This window comes from Glutamicibacter sp. FBE19, assembly GCF_015524875.1.
Classification (GTDB): domain Bacteria; phylum Actinomycetota; class Actinomycetes; order Actinomycetales; family Micrococcaceae; genus Glutamicibacter; species Glutamicibacter halophytocola.
The window spans coordinates 118,760-135,121 of sequence record NZ_JACKQN010000001.1; the positions used below are offsets into that span (position 1 = coordinate 118,760).

Annotated in this window: 15 protein-coding genes; 4 read left to right on the top strand and 11 right to left on the bottom strand. The window is 60.1% G+C overall.

The genetic code is table 11. The annotated features are described in order from the left end of the window. The first annotated feature begins 9 nt into the window (after positions 1–9). The gene (locus tag H6F58_RS00525) at positions 10–1,239 is read left to right on the top strand and encodes an acyl-CoA dehydrogenase family protein (RefSeq protein ID WP_195180829.1); all 1,230 of its coding nucleotides are present in this window, start codon (positions 10–12) and stop codon (positions 1,237–1,239) included. 54 nt (positions 1,240–1,293) lie between these two features. On the opposite strand, the gene H6F58_RS00530 is transcribed toward H6F58_RS00525, so the two are convergent. Beyond that, positions 1,294–1,758, bottom strand: a complete 465-nt coding sequence (locus H6F58_RS00530; protein ID WP_195180830.1) for a hypothetical protein — start codon at positions 1,756–1,758, stop codon at positions 1,294–1,296. Between H6F58_RS00530 and H6F58_RS00535 the strand changes: the two genes are divergently transcribed. Then, positions 1,757–2,152, top strand: coding sequence for a hypothetical protein (locus H6F58_RS00535; protein WP_195180831.1), 396 nt, complete (start codon positions 1,757–1,759; stop codon positions 2,150–2,152). The two genes, H6F58_RS00530 and H6F58_RS00535, sit on opposite strands and share 2 nt — an antisense overlap. 513 nt (positions 2,153–2,665) lie before the next feature. Then, entirely contained in the window at positions 2,666–3,103 is a 438-nt protein-coding gene (locus H6F58_RS00540; protein ID WP_195180832.1) for a DUF6069 family protein, read from the top strand. 73 nt (positions 3,104–3,176) lie between these two features. On the opposite strand, the gene H6F58_RS00545 is transcribed toward H6F58_RS00540, so the two are convergent. The 4 genes from H6F58_RS00545 to H6F58_RS00560 form a co-directional block, all read right to left on the bottom strand. Then, positions 3,177–4,838 (bottom strand): glycoside hydrolase family 13 protein, encoded by a 1,662-nt coding sequence (locus tag H6F58_RS00545; protein ID WP_195180833.1) that lies wholly within the window; start codon positions 4,836–4,838, stop codon positions 3,177–3,179. A gap of 62 nt (positions 4,839–4,900) precedes the next feature. Beyond that, entirely contained in the window at positions 4,901–5,776 is an 876-nt protein-coding gene (locus tag H6F58_RS00550) for a carbohydrate ABC transporter permease (RefSeq protein ID WP_060703053.1), read from the bottom strand. After that, positions 5,773–6,699, bottom strand: coding sequence for a sugar ABC transporter permease (locus H6F58_RS00555; protein ID WP_195180834.1), 927 nt, complete (start codon positions 6,697–6,699; stop codon positions 5,773–5,775). The genes H6F58_RS00550 and H6F58_RS00555 overlap by 4 nt, the downstream gene beginning before the upstream one ends. A 20-nt stretch (positions 6,700–6,719) precedes the next feature. Further along, entirely contained in the window at positions 6,720–7,994 is a 1,275-nt protein-coding gene (locus tag H6F58_RS00560; protein ID WP_195180835.1) for an ABC transporter substrate-binding protein, read from the bottom strand. Positions 7,995–8,081: 87 nt separating this feature from the next. Between H6F58_RS00560 and H6F58_RS00565 the strand changes: the two genes are divergently transcribed. Next, the gene (locus H6F58_RS00565) at positions 8,082–9,275 is read left to right on the top strand and encodes an ROK family protein (protein WP_348536349.1); all 1,194 of its coding nucleotides are present in this window, start codon (positions 8,082–8,084) and stop codon (positions 9,273–9,275) included. A gap of 118 nt (positions 9,276–9,393) precedes the next feature. Here the strand turns inward: H6F58_RS00565 and H6F58_RS00570 are convergent, their stop codons facing one another. From H6F58_RS00570 to H6F58_RS00595, 6 genes are all read right to left on the bottom strand, one after another. Next, on the bottom strand, positions 9,394–10,536 hold the full coding sequence (locus H6F58_RS00570) for a peptidase C39 family protein (RefSeq protein ID WP_195180836.1): 1,143 nt from the start codon (positions 10,534–10,536) through the stop codon (positions 9,394–9,396). A gap of 50 nt (positions 10,537–10,586) precedes the next feature. Next, positions 10,587–12,728 (bottom strand): iron ABC transporter permease, encoded by a 2,142-nt coding sequence (locus tag H6F58_RS00575; RefSeq protein WP_195180837.1) that lies wholly within the window; start codon positions 12,726–12,728, stop codon positions 10,587–10,589. 12 nt (positions 12,729–12,740) lie between these two features. Further along, positions 12,741–13,808 (bottom strand): iron-siderophore ABC transporter substrate-binding protein, encoded by a 1,068-nt coding sequence (locus H6F58_RS00580; RefSeq protein WP_195180838.1) that lies wholly within the window; start codon positions 13,806–13,808, stop codon positions 12,741–12,743. Positions 13,809–13,852: 44 nt separating this feature from the next. Beyond that, the gene (locus H6F58_RS00585) at positions 13,853–14,671 is read right to left on the bottom strand and encodes an ABC transporter ATP-binding protein (RefSeq protein WP_206693373.1); all 819 of its coding nucleotides are present in this window, start codon (positions 14,669–14,671) and stop codon (positions 13,853–13,855) included. 129 nt (positions 14,672–14,800) lie between these two features. Beyond that, the gene (locus H6F58_RS00590; protein ID WP_195180840.1) at positions 14,801–15,634 is read right to left on the bottom strand and encodes an AraC family transcriptional regulator; all 834 of its coding nucleotides are present in this window, start codon (positions 15,632–15,634) and stop codon (positions 14,801–14,803) included. A gap of 54 nt (positions 15,635–15,688) precedes the next feature. Further along, a complete protein-coding gene (locus H6F58_RS00595; protein ID WP_195180841.1) occupies positions 15,689–16,174 on the bottom strand; it encodes a GNAT family N-acetyltransferase in 486 nt (161 codons plus the stop codon). Positions 16,175–16,362: the final 188 nt, after the last annotated feature.

A 16,362-nucleotide genomic window follows, 5' to 3' on the forward strand; every position in this document is an offset into this window, starting at 1 on the left:
GAACCTGAGATGACTGTACTTGCCACCGGAAACCGCCTGGGCCGGCTCAAGGCCCGTTTTGCCCCGCTTTTCGAGCAGATCGCGGCCGGCGCCGCCGAACGGGACCGCAGTGGGGAACTGCCCTACCAGCAGGTCGCCGACCTGGCCGCCGCCGGTTTTGGCGCGGTGCGCGTCCCGGAATCCCACGGCGGCGCTGGAGCCACGCTGCCGGAGCTCTTTGAGCTCCTTGTCGACCTGGCCGCCGCCGATTCCAATATCGCCCAGGCGCTGCGCGCCCACTTCGCCTTCGTCGAAGACCGGCTGATTGCCGCCCCGGGGCCCGGCCGGGACAAGTGGCTGGCGCGCTTCGCGGACGGAGAGCTGGTCGGCAACTCGTGGACCGAGGTCGGGGCGGTGAAGGTGGGCGAGGTGATCACCAAGGTCACTCCCGATGGCGACGGCGGGTTCCGGATCAACGGCACCAAGTACTATTCCACCGGCTCGATCTTCGCTGACTGGCTGGACACCTATGCGCAGCGCACCGATACCGGCAAGCGGGTCATCGCCGCGGTCAGCCGCCACCAGCCCGGCGTGGAGCTGGCCGATGACTGGGATGGCTTCGGGCAGCGCACCACCGGCACCGGGACCTCGACATTCACCGATGCGCTGGTGGCCGAAGAAGACCTGATCGACTTCGACACCCGTTTCAAGTACCAGACCGCCTTCTACCAGCAGGTGCTGCTGGCGGTGCTGGCTGGTTCGGCCAAGGCCGCGGAGCGCGGTTTCGCGGCGGAATTGAAAGCCCGCAAGCGCACCTTCAGTCATGCGGCCGCCAATGTGGCGGCCGAGGATCCGCAGCTGCTGCAGGTGATCGGCGAGGTGTCGGCGGCGGCTTTTGCCGCGGCCGGAACCGTTGAGCGCGTATCGCAGGCCCTCCAGCGCGCCTATGAAACCGCGCTGGCCTCGCAGGCTGGGCAGATCACGGTGGAAGAAGATGAAGCGGCCAATGATGCTGCCGAACTGGCCAGCGCGCAGGCGCAGGTGGTGCTCACTCCGCTGGTGCTCAACGCCATCACCCACGCCTTTGATGCATTGGCGGCGTCGGCCACCAGCGTGTCGAAGAACCTGGACCGGCACTGGCGCAATGCGCGCACCGCGGGCAACCACAACCCGTGGGTGTTCAAGGCCCGGCTGATCGGGGACCTGGCGGTCAACGGCACCGAGCTGCCGCGCGTGTGGGCCATCGGAGCGTCGAAGTAGCCGCCACTGAGCGTGCAGGCCCAGCATCCTTTGCCGATGCTGGGCCCACGGTGCTTAGTGCAGCGCTTCGATTCTGGCAGGATCAAAAGTAATGGATTGGGCCAGCAGTTGAACTGCTTCAGAACGTTTGCTCTCTGCATCGACTTCTTTTCGGAATTGCGCGTTTCGAGCGACGCGTTCACGTTCAAATTTCTGTTCAACGCCAGCTAGTTCACGGGCGATGGCCACGGATAGGCCATCGCGGAGTTCTTCGAGCGATGTATTGGAAATTTCAAGTCTCCGGTTGACCACATTCAGTTCAACATCGGGATACCCTGCGGAGCGCAGCCGTTCTTTGACCGCGGTACCGGTGAGGAAATCGGCTTCCTCTGGCTCAGCACGTCGGTTAAAGACCACAGCAACCAGGTATTTTTCTGGTGCCTGATCGGTAAGCAAGCTGCCTGGAAGGCCGTCCAGCAGTACGGTCCCAAGTTTCAGCGTTTCTCGTTCCGAGTTGGGGGTGTTTGCCGAGGAGTTCATGATTGATGCCTTTCATGGTTCACGAGTGCTGGCCGGTGTCCTGCCCACGTTGTGTGGGCGTGGAAATCAGTCGCTGTTTGGCTTGGGTGAATTTTTCAATGCGTCGTTCGGGCCCAAGAATTGGTTCTTGGGAGCTGTAGGCTATCTTGTTCCAACCGCAGGACGTGCAAGTCCAGACCACCTCGCGCATGGTCATTTGGATATCTTGCCTCAGGCCAGCGTCGTGGCCGCCTTCGTTGTCCCATCTCTTCAGCTGGCTTTGATCATCGATGTATCGACGGGTTTCGGTTTCGACCAAGGTGTTTCGATAACACCTTGGGCAACTGATCGGCTTGTCCATGACTGGTCCTCCGTTGCGTCGTGGCCATTATTGCTGCGAGGGTCGCAGGCTTAGTGAATTACTGTGGATGCCATGTCACGGCGACGGTAAGCTGCCCCCAAGGTGCCGGCGCAGGTGACTGCGCTGGTAGCCAGGAAGAACCGATACGGATGGAAGGTGCCACGCTGCCAGCGGTGCGGAGGCGTCGGAGATGCGCGGACAAGGATTTGCGACCCGAACTGTGAGGGAGAAAACGACAACGGTGCCAGCCGCCCAGAAGTATGCTTTCCGGTTCAACACTGCTGCGTTAATCTGAACGCCGTCCTGGGATTCCAAGGGCAGCACAAGAGCTTAATGCCGGAAGGAGGAAACCTCCAAGGAGGTGCAAAAGTGGAAGTGGACTCCAAATCCAGTGTACTCCGATTTCGCCTAGCGGAACTGGGAGTTCTCTCTGAGCGCCTGATTGTCCAGTCGATCTTTAATAGATAGCGAGGCTAAGTGTCGTCGATCTCACGCGCGAATGAGGGGCGCGTCACAGGTGTTCGAAATTAGAATTGATGAGGACTTTCAACAATTTTGAGGAACACTATGACTGCTCAGGGACAACCAAATAGCCCGTTCAACTTCATTCAGGTCGTCATCGCCGCACTGGGCGCCGGCTACCTCAACGTCATCATCTTTTTCATCGGCATCGCTTCGGGCGCCTCGATGAAGGTTGGCTCCAACCCTGAGAAGATTGTCGGCTTTGACCACATCCTGCAGCTCACCTGGCTTCCATTGGTGGTGCTGGGCTTTGTGGTCTTCCTGATCGGACGAGCCAGCAAGGGCTTCGTCAAGGTCGCGCAGTGGATCGGGCTGGTTGTTGCCCTTCTTTCGGTGATTTCCCCGATCATGAATGCAGCCGATGTGGCTACCGGCCTGACCTTGAGCGTGATCCACGTGGTCACCGGCGCTGCCTGGTTCTTCGCCGTGCATTACGGCAACAAGAAGCTGCACGTTCCATCCAAGGACGTCGTCCTCGTCTAGGGGCTCTTGAGCTGAGTACTTTGGCACCGCAGATATGCATCTGCGGTGCCAAAGTGTTTTCACCAGCTATTGCCTAGCCGCGGCGCAGCCATGCGGTCGTCGCCGAAGGCAAAAGGCCATCGGCATCCAGCGGCGCGCTGGAAAGCAGCAATGCGCCCTCGGGAAGCGCTTGCGGCTCGGCGCTGAAGTTGGTGATGCTGATCCAGCCGCTCGGGCGGCTGAAAGCGAGCACTCCCTCATTCGAGTCGAGCCATTCGAGGGACTCTTCGCTTTGCAGTTCCCGGCGCAGGCGCAGTGCCTCGCGGTAGAGCTCCAGCGTGCTTCCTTCCTTTCCGTCCTGGGCCGCGACACTCAGCGGGCCGAAAGCCTGCGGCTGTGGCAGGTGCGGCGCGGCGTCGCCGAAGCCGAAAGAAACTCCGCCGGTTTCCCATGGGATCGGCACGCGGCATCCGTCGCGTCCCACTTCAACGCCCTTGTTCTTGAAGAAGGCGGGGTCCTGGCGCTGCTCGTCGGAGATCTCGCTGACCTCAGGCAGGCCCAGCTCTTCGCCCTGGTACAAGTAGGCGCAACCTGGCAAAGCCAGTTCCAGCAGCGTTGCGGCACGCGCGCGACGAAGGCCCAGTTCGACGTCCAGTACCGATTGATCGGCACCATGAAGCAGCCATTTCTTGGCGTAGTCCGGATCCCCGGCCAGCGGCAGGCCATAGCGGGTGGCATGGCGCACGACGTCATGATTGGAGTAGACCCAGGTGGTCGAGGAGCCGGCGATGCCCGCCTGCTCGAGATTGAAGGAAATGATCTTCTTGAAGGCCGCCGCGTCGAAGTCTGCCTGCAGCAGGTCAAAATTGAAGGCTTGGCCTAGTCCGGTGGAACGCGCGTAGGCAGGACGGCGATCGGATTCGGTCCAGGCCTCGGCCACCGCAATGCGGGGAGGGTCGTACTCGTCAAAGACCTGGCGCCATTGCACATAGACATCATGGACTTCATCGCGGTCCCAGATGGGGTGGGTGCCATCCCAGGGGTGGGCGTCGAGTTCGGCCTTGGTCGGCAAATTGGCCAGCGGGATGTCTTTGGTCAGGGCGTGGGCCACATCAACGCGGAAGCCGTCGACGCCACGGTCGGACCAGAAGCGCAGGGTCTTGAGGAAGTCTTCGCGCACCTCGTTGTTGGACCAGTTGAAATCCGGCTGTTCCTTGGCAAAGAGGTGCAGGTACCACTGGCCATCGCCGACTGGTTCCCAGGCAGGTCCCCCGAAGAGGGATTCCCAATCGGCCGGAGGCAATTCGCCATTGGCTCCCGATCCGTCGCGGAAGATATAGCGGTCGCGCTCGGCCGAGCCCTTGGGAGCGGCCAGAGCGGCCTGGAACCATTCGTGGAGATTCGACGAGTGGTTGGGAACGATATCCACGATGACCTTGATGCCCGCTTCATGAAGCCGATCCGTCATCTGGTCGAAGTCTTCCAAGGTGCCCAGCCGCGGGTCCACATTGCGGTAGTCATCCACGTCGTATCCGCCGTCTGCCAGCGCGGAAGGGTAGAAAGGGGACAGCCAGACTGCATCGATGCCCAGATCCTTCAGGTAGCCGACCCGCGAGCTGATGCCCGCCAGGTCGCCGAGGCCATCGGCATTGGAATCGGCGAAGCTGCGAGGGTAGATCTGGTACACGGCAGCTTGGCGCCACCAGGTGGCGTCCTTGGATAGGCCGGTGCTGTGGGTGGTGTCTTGCAGGGTCACGGTGCTTCCTTTCGGTGGTGTTTCCAGCCTAGAAGTGGCCGGCTGAATCGGATAGTGCGGTTTCAGGATTTAACGGCGCCTTGGGTCAGTCCTGACATCACCCAGCGCTGGGTGAACAGGTAGGCAACTACGCTGGGGGCCATGGCCATCAGGTAGGAGGCAAAGGACACGTGGTAGTTATTCGAGAACTGGGTTTGGAACAGCTGCTGCACCACGGGCAGGGTCTGGTCCGCCTGCTCGGCGATAATCAGCGATGGCATCATGAAGTCGTTCCACGACGAGAGGAAAGCGAAGATTGCCACCGTGGCACTCATTGGAGCCAAGAGCGGGAAGATGATCCGCCAATAGGTTGTCCAGTTGCTGGCTCCGTCGATCCGCGCGCTTTCCTCCAGTTCTCCGGGCAGGCCCCGCAGGAAGGACGTGAAGAGCAGGACGTTGAATGACAGCCCGAACATGACGTGCAGGATGGCAACACCTGCCGGATTATCCAGCCCGAAGAGCCCGGTGAGCTTGACCTGGGATAGCGCCAAGACCGGGAACGGGAGGAACATCGCTCCCAGGAGGTAGTAGAAGCTGAAGCGGTAGAAGCGCTTGCTCCAGTTGCGGTGGATCGCATAGGAAGCCATGGAAGCGACGAGTACCGCGCCAAGGACTGCTACGAGGGTAATCACCAGCGAGATGGTGAAGGCGCGCGGAAAGTTGACCAGGTCCCATGCCGCCGTGAATCCTTCAATCGAGAAGGGCTTTGGCAGCGAGAAGGCCTTGCCGTCCACGGCCTGCTTGGCAGATTTGAAAGCCATCGAGACGGTGACGAAGAGGGGTGCCAGAACCGCCAGCGCGCAGATCCCCAATATTCCGGTAGCCCACCAATTGGTGCGTTCCCGTCCGACACGCGAGCGGGAGCGCTTGTTGAGTCGTTGTTGCAAACTGAGGCTCATTTTGCTTGTCCCTTGTTGGTCAGGCGCAACTGCAAGAGCGCGATAATCAGCGAAATGATGAAGAAGACCGTGGCATTGGCCATCTGGTAGGCGTAGTCACCGCGCTCGAATCCGGTGAAAATGGTCATGGCAATGGACCGGGTTTTCACTCCCGGGCCGCCATTGGTCAGGCCGACAATAATGTCGTAGGCACCCAGGAAATTCTTGAAGCCGATAATGACGTTGATCCCGATATAGCCAACCATCAGCGGCAGCGTGACATGCATGAGCTGTCCGATAGCGCTGGCGCCGTCCAGGGATGAGGCTTCGTATAAGTCGTAGGGGATCGCCATGAGGCCTGCAATGTAGATCAGCATGGCCGAGGGGATGGCCTGCCAGGCGGTGACGATGACGATCGACAGCCAGGCGAGATCCGGGTTCGAGAGCAACGACGAGTTGAGGACCTCTATGCCCAGATGCTCGCCCACTGTGGGCAAGGTGTTGGAGAACAAGAAGTTGAAAACATAGGCGATGACAATTCCTGAAATAACCATGGGCATCACAAAGATGGTTCGCAAAGCGACGCGTGCCCGGATCTGCGCTGTAAGCCCGACCGCCAGGAGGAATGCCAGCGCATTGGTCAGCACCACGGTCACCAAAGCGAAACCGATGGTGAAGCTGTAGGCGCCGATAATGGCGGGATCGGTAAACAGCGCGGCGTAATTGGCCAGGCCGATGATGTTGTAGTCCCCGAACCCCACCGAGTCGGTGAAGCTGAAGAAAATGCCCATGATCGCGGGAACGGCAATGGCGATCGTAAAACAGATCAGGGCAGGGACAAGGAACCCGAAATAGGTAGCATCGATTCGTTGCCGTTTCACGGGTTGGGCAGGGGCAGCGTGCTTTTTGCCGCTGCTGGGCTTGGCTGGGGCGGTGAGTGTCATTGAGATTCCTCCTGGGCTGGCTAGCTGCGTTGGGCCAGCCGGGCCCAGTCCGCGTCGAGGGTCGCTAGGGTTTGTTCCACGCTGCCGCCGGCGACCAGTCCCTGCATGTAGTTTTCGAAGGGGAGGGTGCGCGGAATCGCGGTCGAGACGCCCTGGTAGAGGCGCCCGGCATCGATATACGGCTGCATCTGCTTCAGGCGCGGGTCTTTAGTCGGCGGCGAGTCGGAACGAACACCAAAACCGAGGGCTGATTCGTTGTAGGCATTTTGGATTCCGGGTTGGCAAAGGAAGGCGAGAAGTTCACGCGCTTCGGCCTGGTGGTCGGATTGTTCGGGGATCCATAGCGCCAAGTCGAGGTTGACCCTGATTTTCAGGTCGTCGGGGTCTTCGGTCATTGGCAAGGGGAAGGTGCCGATATTGGCATCGGGATTGGTCTTGGCGATTTCGGGCAGTGCCCATGGGCCTTGCAGGTACATGGCGGCCTGGCCATTTGCGAAGGCAAGGTTGCCATCGCCGTAGCCGCGATTGGCGGCATCCGGATTGGAGAACTTGGCCAGTTCTTGCATCTTGAGCAGCGGTTCGGCGAAGGCTTGTGAAAAAGCTGCGGCGGAGCCGGGGGTGAAGTCGGAACCGAGTTCGCGCAGCTCGGCAAAATGCTGGTTGATGTCGATGGCCCCGCCCAAGGTGTAGTCAGCTAATCCCTGTGACACCGTCCACGCGTCCTTGAAGGTGGAGTAGATGGGCGTGATGCCCAGGTCCTCCAGTTCCCCGCAAAGCTCCAGCAGCTCGGAATATCGAGTCGGGATGGCAAGATCGTGCTTCTCGAAAATGTCCTTGTTGTAGAGCACTGCGGCGCCCATCATCGAATAGGGCAACACAGATGTCCGCCCAGGGTAGTCCGGGTAGAGATCCAGCAATTGCTTGATGAACGGTGCATTCATCTTCTGCTGTGGCAGATCAGAGAGATCCGAAAGCGCCCCGCGTTCCTGGAACCGCGCCATTTCAAAGTTGTAGTTGAGGCAGCCTAAATCCGGCGGATCGTTGCGGGCAAACGCTGCCGAGAGCCCGGCGGTGACTTCGTGGGTTGCGTTCACCGTTTTCTGGGACGCGTTGAACTGCGCCAGCAGATCCCTGAAGTAGGGAACCACTTCCGGCTTGGACTGGTTGAAGCGAAGGGTCACTCGGGTCTCGCTGCTGCTGCAACCGGTCATTGCCAGTGTTCCGGCCGCCATCATCGATGCAATGAACGACCGCCGTTTCAGGGGTCGAGACAAGGCACTTGATCCAAAGTTCATCGGCATCTCCAGTGGTGAAGTGAGGTAGAGCACTTTATTTTCGAAGTAAATTTAGCATCTAAATAAAGTGCCGTCTATACTTTGAACGTGAGTTCAGTGAAAAATCTTGATGCGCTGGGAACCCAGTCCGCAGAAAGCGCCAGCGCGTTGCGCCGCCTAAACACCCAGCGCGTTCTGGACGCCGCATGGGACCGCGAGGCCGTGACCGCCAGTGAACTCATTTCACTGACCGGTTTGACCCGTGCAACAGTTCTCAACCAGGCAAAAGAGCTGGTTGAATCCGGCTGGCTCACCGAGGCCAAGGACACCCGGGCTGCCGGAGCCTATTCCAAGGGGCGACCGGCACTGCGCTATGAACTGAACCGGACACATCGCTTCATTGCAGGGATCGACGCGGGCCAGCACCGCATCAGCCTGACGCTCAGCGATCTGCGGGGCACTGCGCAAACCCGTGCCGAGGCAATTCTCGACCCGCTGGCCTCGGGGCGCCATCGCGTCGAAATTACCGAAAAGCTGCTGGCCGGCGTGCTGGCCGAAGTCAAGGTGGACAAGCTCGCGGCCGTGGTGATCGGTGTTCCCGCGCCGGTTGACTCGAACGGTGCCTCTCCGGATGATGACAATGGCTTCTGGGCCAGCATGAACCCGAAGTGGAAAGCCGCGCTCGGCAAATACACGCACCTGTTGAGGATTGAAAACGACGCGAATCTGGCCGCCATCGCCGAACTGGCAGACGGCACCGATGGTTCCTTTGCCTCATTGATGGTTGGCGAGCGCATCGGTGCCGGTGTGGTGGTTGACAACCACCTGCTGCGCGGGGCCAAAGGGCTGGCAGGGGAAATGCGATTCCTTGCGCATGTTGCCGGCGTGGGGGATGCCCACGGATTGGGCTATCTGGCTCGCGAACAAGCCAAGGCGGCCTTGTCCAAAGGTGCCAGCAGCAGCTTGGCCCTGCTGGACGCGGATTCCTTGCGCGCGGAAGACGTCTTCCATGCCGCTGCGCAAGACGACCAGCTGGCCCAGGAAATCCTGGAATCCCTGGGGGCACGGCTGGCTCGGATCAGTGCCGTCATTTCCGGTTTTGCCGGGTTGGAGCGCGTGGTGCTCTCCGGCGCGATGGCAGAAATCCTTCAGCCGGTGGTTGCTATCGCCCAGCGCGAGCTCGCCCAGGAGCCGGCCCTGACCTGTGTCCAGCTGACCACGTCCACCTTGGGCGCCGAAGTGGCGATGCGAGGAGCAATCGACCTCGGCGTGCAGCTGGTGCGCACCGCGGCGCCTTTCTAGGGCACCAGCAAATGCGGAAGGGAGCAGACTGCCGTGTTCATCGCTGCCGGTGCGCCAGGCAAATCAGCAAGGCCTTTTGCGTGGCACCTTTGGAATACCGAGGCGATGCCGTTGCAGCCTAAGCCGTGGATGATCGTATTCCCACTCCGGACTCCGGATCCCGGTTTCTGTCTGCGCACTGGGCCAGGACAAGAGCGGCCCGATATCTGCCATCTTCAAGCACAGACATGGCATCCAATTCCTGCAGCGTGATGGGCAGAGAAGTCGCATCGACCCAGCTTTCGGAGCTGCCATGATTCACCCACGAATCTTCCACAATCAGTACAGGGCTTTGTGCAGTGACTGCTATCCCGTGGCAGAGTATCCAATGCGGAACGTCGAAACCAAGCATCTTTTCCAGCGATACCAGCAGCAGCACCTGGGCGCCGTTGGCTACCGCATCACTGATCTGAGACATTTCCAGGCGTTTGGCGTGCATGGCTAGCCCCGCGGTTTCGGCGCGTAGCCGTGATTGCCGCTGGAGGATTCCGCGCCAATCACGTTCCGTCTGAGAATAATAGTCCACCATGACCGGCTGGTCGGTATCCAGCCACACTGAGACCAAGCTCTGTGGCCAGCGCTGGGTCAAGGCCAAGCCCAATTCAATCGGCTCGCAGGCCATGAAGTTGGTCGCCTGGCGCCACAGCGCCAGCTCCGCAATACGCAGCTTTTCAAGGGAGTCGATCTTGGAAGTTTCTTGGTGCGCAACGAGCGCCGCGACCGCTGCGCACGTGAAGTTCTCGCTTTGCTGGTAATGCGGGCTCTGGATGTATTGGACTGGATTGAGCCAATGGACGTAACCGGCCAGCGGTGCGGGGCAGGCAGTCTGCCCGGTGCGCCGGGGAGCGGGCAGACGCTGGAATCCGAGGTCCTCAGCCAAGGCAAATAGTTCGGGATATTCTGTCCACATCTCCCATTTGATGCAGGCCAGGCCTTGCTGCCGAGCATAATCGAGGACTCCCCGTATAACCTGTTCCCGGTGCGCTGCCGTACGCGCAAGCACGCTGGAAATTTTCACGTAGGCACCGGCCGAACGGGCAGTAAGCAACGCACCGCCATTGACGGTACCGTCGGCTGCTTGAACGGTTAATACCCGCGCGGAAGACGCAGAAAGGCCACGTTTCCAGGCATCATCCAGAGGGCCTAGATGCTTCAGACGGTCTTCATGACACGAGGTGGCGAAGTCTTGGACAATGACATCGGGCGCGGTGTGCTGGGACATGGATTCTTTCCTAGGCGATGCTGAACGTGGAGCCGATTTTCGGGCGAAACTTAACCGCGCGAGCGGTAGAGCAACCAGATGAAATAGGGGGTTCCAAGGAGGGACACGACCAGGCCCGCTGGAATTTGGGCCGGAGCAATGATGGTACGTCCCAGTGCGTCGGCCAGGGCGACAAGGAATGCTCCGAAGAGGATCGATACCGGAATCAGCCGGTGGTGCCGTGAGCCGACCAATGAACGGGCCAGGTGCGGAGCAACCAGTCCGACGAAACCGACAACGCCGATGGCCACGACGCTGAGTGCAGCCAGCACAGCTGCAAGGGCCAGGGCGACGAGCCGGGTCCGCGCAGTGGCGACCCCCAGCGTCGTGGGCAGATCCTCGTCAACGGCGAGCAGATCGAGGGTTCGGCTCATGAGCAGGACTATCGGAAGCGCAAGCAGGAGCATTATGGCCACCGGGATGACATCGGCGAATTCCCTGCCGTAGCTCGAACCGGAGAGCCAGGTGTAGATCCTCGGCGTTTCCCATGAATTGATGCTCAACAGCAAATAGGTGGTGAGCGCCGAGAGCGCGTACCCCGTGCCGATGCCGATCAGCACAAACCTTTCAGGGGAGAAACCTCGCCGCCACGCTAGTGACGCGACGAGGGCGAAGGTCGCCAAGCCAGCAACCACCGCAAAAATCACCAACAAGGATCGGGAACCGCCAAAAACGGTGACGACAATGGCTGCGCCCAGGCCCGCTCCTGCGGTGATGCCCAGAATCCCGGGTTCTGCCAGTGGATTGCGTACCGTACCCTGCACCAGGCATCCCGCTAGTCCCAGGGCGGCTCCAGCGCACAACGCCGCCGTGGTTCGTGGCGCCCGTTCGGAGAAGGCCCTTTCGATCAGTGCCGGGGCGGCATCTTGGAGCCAGAGTGCCAAATCTCCCAGACGCAGCATGATGCTTCCCGATAGCAGTCCAAGCACCGCCACTACGATGAGCAGGGCGAGACCCAGTGCAAGGGCGAATGCGAAGCGCCAGCGGCTGCGCAATGCGCTGGCCACCTGCAGTCGGTTGCGGGCATGGGACGCTTCAGGAAGCCTGAGAGCGAGAATGACGATCAGCACTCCGCCCAACACCGCAGTGGGAACACCGGTTGGAATGGATGCCGCCCCCTGCGCGCCGAGCAGTGTCCGGAGCACCACATCGGCCAGCAGAATCAGCAGGGCGCCGATCAAGCCGGTGGCCGGGAGCAGAAAGAGCTGGCGGCGCAGCACCACGAGCCTGCGTGAAAGCAAACGGGCCAGGACCGGAGCGCCGAGCCCCACAAATGCAATGGGCCCGGCAAGTGAAACTGAAACACCGGTGAGGAGCACCGCGCATAGCAGAGCCAAGATGCGAGTGGAGCGAACTGGAACTCCTAGAACCATCGCATTGTCATCCCCGAGGGAGAGGACGTCTAGCCTGCGTGAGAGCAGGAGGCACATGGCCAAGGCCACCAGCATCACCGGAAGGCTGCGCAAAAACGCGTCCAGATTCAACTGAGCTAGCGAGCCCGAACCCCAGGCGTACAATCCTGTGGTGTTTTCCTTGAAGAGCAACAGGATCATTCCGCTGCCAGCTTCTAGCGCCATCGCAATCGCTGAACCAGCCAGGATTAGCCGCGTGGTGGCGCCCCCAGTGCTCCGGCCAGCAAGTGCCAGTACAGTTCCGGCAGCTAATAGGCCACCGGCAAAAGCCACTGCACTGGATACCAGGGTGGACAGGCTAAGTCCGAGGGCTGCCACAATGCACAGCGCGAAATAGGCGCCGGAAGTGACCGCTAGGGTATCCGGCGAGGCCAAGGGATTACGGGTGACTGATTGCAGCAATGAACCGGCAACGCCCAGGGCAAGTCCTACTGCGGCCCCTGCGCAAAGACGTGGCAGGCGGGAACCAGTGAAAATCTCAGAGGCCTGGACTCCTCCTACGCTGGTGCCGTCTCCGATCAAGGCCCGCAATAATTCAGAGAGTCCTATCCCGGAAGTGCCCTGAGTCAGATGCCACGCACCGACCATGAGCACTGCTGCAAGCAAAGTTGCCAGCACTCCTGCTCCGGCCGCGAGGTGAGTGCCGTTGGCCGGAACAGCCAATGGTTGCATCTCGCGAGCCGGGGCAGCGGGGTTCCCGGGGTGAACTGGTGGCTCTGCGGTTTTTTCAGCGGTGTTCATTGCAGCGGCGGACTACTTGGCTTCCGAGGCGGAAGTGAGTGCGTTGGCAAAAGCATCTACAGCTTGGCTCGTGGACTTTGGTCCACCGGCACCCCAGATGTTCGGGAACTGGAAGGTTCGCCCTTCCTTGACTGCGGTCAGGTTCTTCCAGATCTTGCTGGATTCAAGTTCGGTGCTCCAGCCGGTACCGGCATCAGCGGAGTAGAAAAGATTGGCTTCGCCGACACCGGCCAGGCCTTCTACGTCGGTCTGAGCCAGTCCGTACTCCTTGTTGACGCCACCTGAACCGAAGGACTTATTAACATCGTCGTTCCAAGCCGGAGTCAGTCCCAGCTCTTTGCCCAGTTCAGTGAACAGCGCCCCATCGGTATATGGCCGGATAGTGAGATTCGATCCTTCAACCCAACCGTCAAAGAACAGGAAGTCAGTTGTTTGAGGTTGCACATCTGCTACTTCCTGCTTCTTCTGGGCTAGATGGGCATCGAATTCTTCCAAGACGGCCTCGGCGCGTTCGGTGCGGCCGGTGGCCTTCGCGACCTGGGAGAAGACGTTCTTCATGTTGCCAATGGGATCTGAAGAATCGTTGCCCTTCAGCGCCAGGACGGGGACATCTCCCTTGTCGAGCTGGGAGAGCACGGGGTCGTCCTCGCTGAATGCGTCCACAATGATCAAATCCGGGTTGAGCGCGTAGATGGAATCCAGGTCTGGCTCGCCACGCTCACCGACCGATTCAACGCCTTCGGGCAGTTTTTCAGCAGTGACATAGGTGTTGTAGCCTTCCGGGGAAGCGACACCCACAGGGTTCACGCATAAAGTCAGTGCATCTTCGATTTCCTGCCATTCAAGGACAACCACACGTTCGGCTGGTTTTTCAAGTTCCAGGGTTCGCCCTAGATCATCGGTCATTGACACCGGATCCGTGCTGGTCTTTGTTTTGTCCTCGGCGCAGCTGGCCGAAGCGACCGTGGTGCTTGGAGCGGCCGCCGAGCTTGAGGTATCGGTGACGCCACAGGCGGTTGCGGAGAGGAGCAGGGCGAGTCCCGCCAGGCTGGTGACGGCGCTACGCGCGAGTGCAGGCATGAGTTTTCCTTGGTGTTTAGTGGGGTGAAAGGTGGAAGCGAGGATCAGCCGCGACGATGGCGGCTGACCGGTTCAACACGAAGCATTCCGCTAGCTGCATCTGTATGCACCTGGACGGCGATCTCATAGACCTCCGTGAGGTTTTCCGCGGTGAGAACTTCGCGAGGGGTTCCAGTGGCATAAACACGGCCGTGTTTCATCAGTACCAGGATGTCGGCGAGGGCCGCCGCCTGGTTGAGGTCATGTAGCACGATGCCAATGGCCAGCGCGCTATCCCGGGCGAGATCATGGACCAGATCCAGGGTCTCGACTTGATATCTCAAGTCCAGATGGTTGATTGGCTCGTCCAGGAGCACCATGTTGGCTTGCTGGGCGAGGCACACGGCTAGCCAGACGCGTTGTAGTTCACCACCGGAGAGCTCACCCGCGGCTTTGCGAGACATGCTGGTGGTGCCGGTGAGGTCCATGGCTTCGGCGATAGCGGCGCGGTCTGCAATTGACAGCCCAGCGAAACCCCGCCGGTGCGGATGCCGGCCAAAAGCAACAATATCTGCCACGGATAATCCCTCCGGCGTGGCATGGGACTGGGCAAAGAGTGTGACTTCCCGGGCGAAGTCACGACCGCTCAGGGTACTGATTTCGCGGGGCTGGCCTTGGGGGCCGGTAAGCGTGATTGTCCCCGCGGAGTGCTCGTGCAATCTTGCCATGGAGCGTAGCAAGGTGGACTTGCCGCTGCCATTGGGGCCGATGAGCGCGGTGATTTCACCCGGGGATAACCTGATTGACGCGTTCTCGACAACAGTCTGCTTGCCGTAGCGCAGCACAACATTCTCTGCGTGCATGCTGCCTGTGGTCGCGCTCATGACAGCTGGCATGCGTGTTCAAAGGACAAAATACGTCCGTGGCGAGTATGGATTTTCACTTAGGTAAGTCTAAGTTAACTCAACAATGTCGGCAATCGATGATTCTCGACATGCAGTCAGGTTTTTCGGTCAAATATCCGCGTTGCCACTAGTGAATACGCCAGGCGTGCATCCCATAATGCGCCGAAAAGCATCGATAAAAGTGCTCGGCTGAGCGTAGCCCAAAAGATCCGAGACGTCCTGAACACTCTCGCCGCTAGCCAGCAATTCCAAGGCGCGATGGATTTTCACCGCTTGGCGCCACTGAGCGAAAGACAGCCCCGTGGATTCCCGGAAGGCGCGTGTAATGGTGCGGGCGCTAACCCCGCTGTCTACAGCCCACTGATCAAGGGAACGCTGATCTGCGGGGTCTGCGAGCAACTGGTCGGCCATGGCGCTGATTCGTGGATCATCGGGCAGGCGCAGTGCAAATTCATTCTCTGAGGGTTTGAGCACGTCAAAAACGACCGATTCTGCCCTGGCTCTCGCCGCTTCATCCAGATTCTTCTGGGACAAATGCACCAATAGGGACTCCAGCAAAGGCTCCATCGTGATGACCGTTGGGTTCCTGAACGAAGCGGAAGATCGTTCGGGTGCGAAGAAGGCGCTAAAGAGCTTGATGCGCGCTGTCAGCCGCCCGCCGTGGAGCTTCCTGGCCGGAATCCAAAGGCCATACCCTTCGGAAACGGTAAAAATCTGTCCCTCGATCTGGGCGGTCAGTGTTCCCTCGCGTGCCCACAGCAGCTCATGGGCATCGTGGAAATGAGGTTCCCACTCCGTGGAAACGTCTATGGCGTGAGTCTCACTCAGAATCACAAAAGATGAAGTGGCACCGCTGGGCAAGGCGGATGCTTGCGCCAAGGCTGTGCCTGGCTCGCGAGGCCACGCGCCGAGTCCGAAAGCGGAGGCAGGAGGGTAGGTCATGCTAGCAGTATAGAAAGCGAACCAGCCTGGAGGGGCAACCCACGGGGTTGCTGCTCACTGCGAGCGCAAGTCCAATAGGTACTGGTCCAGTTCATCAGTGCCGTCTTTCAGAACAAATCCGCGGTTGGCCAGTAGGGTTGCGGACACCGTATTGCCCGGGGCGACTCCGGCACTCAAGGTTGTGGCGCCGAAGAGTCCAGGAACCATGGCCATGGCGCGATTGAGCATTTGCCCGCCAATGCCGTGTCCCCAGTGCGCCGGTGATACCCAGTACCCAATTTCGATACTGCTTTCCTGCCGAGTGGAAAAGATCAGGCCGACCGGTTGCTTGGCCATGGTGGCCACAAACCAACGCGATGTGCCGACTTGATTGAGATCCTGGTTCTGCAAGGCGGCCTCGACGCACGAGTCGATGTCCTGCTGATTCCAGGGCTGCCCAAAACCGATAAAGCGAACTACGCGTTCATCCGAAGCCAAGGTGGCAAAAAACTCTGCGTCGGCAGTGCGAAATAGGCGTACTTCCAGCGATGGCAGGGCCAATACGTGCTCGCTTTCAAGGGTGGGGAAACGACAATGATGCAATTGGCCAGGGGGACCGGTTGGTTGGACCCGGCCTCTGAACCGTGGGCGGCCACCACGATCTTGCTCGAGCTTTCGTTCACGAGGCGCGCACGGCCAGTTTAGCCGAGGACGCCGTGGCGCGTACCAGGTGGGATTCCGGAATTCTT

Bases quoted from the DNA above. Each gene is read 5' to 3' on its own strand.
- H6F58_RS00525 (WP_195180829.1), top strand. From the start codon at position 10: ATGACTGTACTTGCCACCGGAAACCGCCTGGGCCGGCTCAAGGCCCGT.
- H6F58_RS00535 (WP_195180831.1), top strand. From the start codon at position 1,757: ATGATTGATGCCTTTCATGGTTCACGAGTGCTGGCCGGTGTCCTGCCC.
- H6F58_RS00530 (WP_195180830.1), bottom strand. From the start codon at position 1,758: ATGAACTCCTCGGCAAACACCCCCAACTCGGAACGAGAAACGCTGAAA.
- H6F58_RS00540 (WP_195180832.1), top strand. From the start codon at position 2,666: ATGACTGCTCAGGGACAACCAAATAGCCCGTTCAACTTCATTCAGGTC.
- H6F58_RS00550 (WP_060703053.1), bottom strand. From the start codon at position 5,776: ATGAGCCTCAGTTTGCAACAACGACTCAACAAGCGCTCCCGCTCGCGT.
- H6F58_RS00555 (WP_195180834.1), bottom strand. From the start codon at position 6,699: ATGACACTCACCGCCCCAGCCAAGCCCAGCAGCGGCAAAAAGCACGCT.
- H6F58_RS00560 (WP_195180835.1), bottom strand. From the start codon at position 7,994: ATGAACTTTGGATCAAGTGCCTTGTCTCGACCCCTGAAACGGCGGTCG.
- H6F58_RS00570 (WP_195180836.1), bottom strand. From the start codon at position 10,536: ATGTCCCAGCACACCGCGCCCGATGTCATTGTCCAAGACTTCGCCACC.
- H6F58_RS00575 (WP_195180837.1), bottom strand. From the start codon at position 12,728: ATGAACACCGCTGAAAAAACCGCAGAGCCACCAGTTCACCCCGGGAAC.
- H6F58_RS00580 (WP_195180838.1), bottom strand. From the start codon at position 13,808: ATGCCTGCACTCGCGCGTAGCGCCGTCACCAGCCTGGCGGGACTCGCC.
- H6F58_RS00585 (WP_206693373.1), bottom strand. From the start codon at position 14,671: ATGAGCGCGACCACAGGCAGCATGCACGCAGAGAATGTTGTGCTGCGC.
- H6F58_RS00590 (WP_195180840.1), bottom strand. From the start codon at position 15,634: ATGACCTACCCTCCTGCCTCCGCTTTCGGACTCGGCGCGTGGCCTCGC.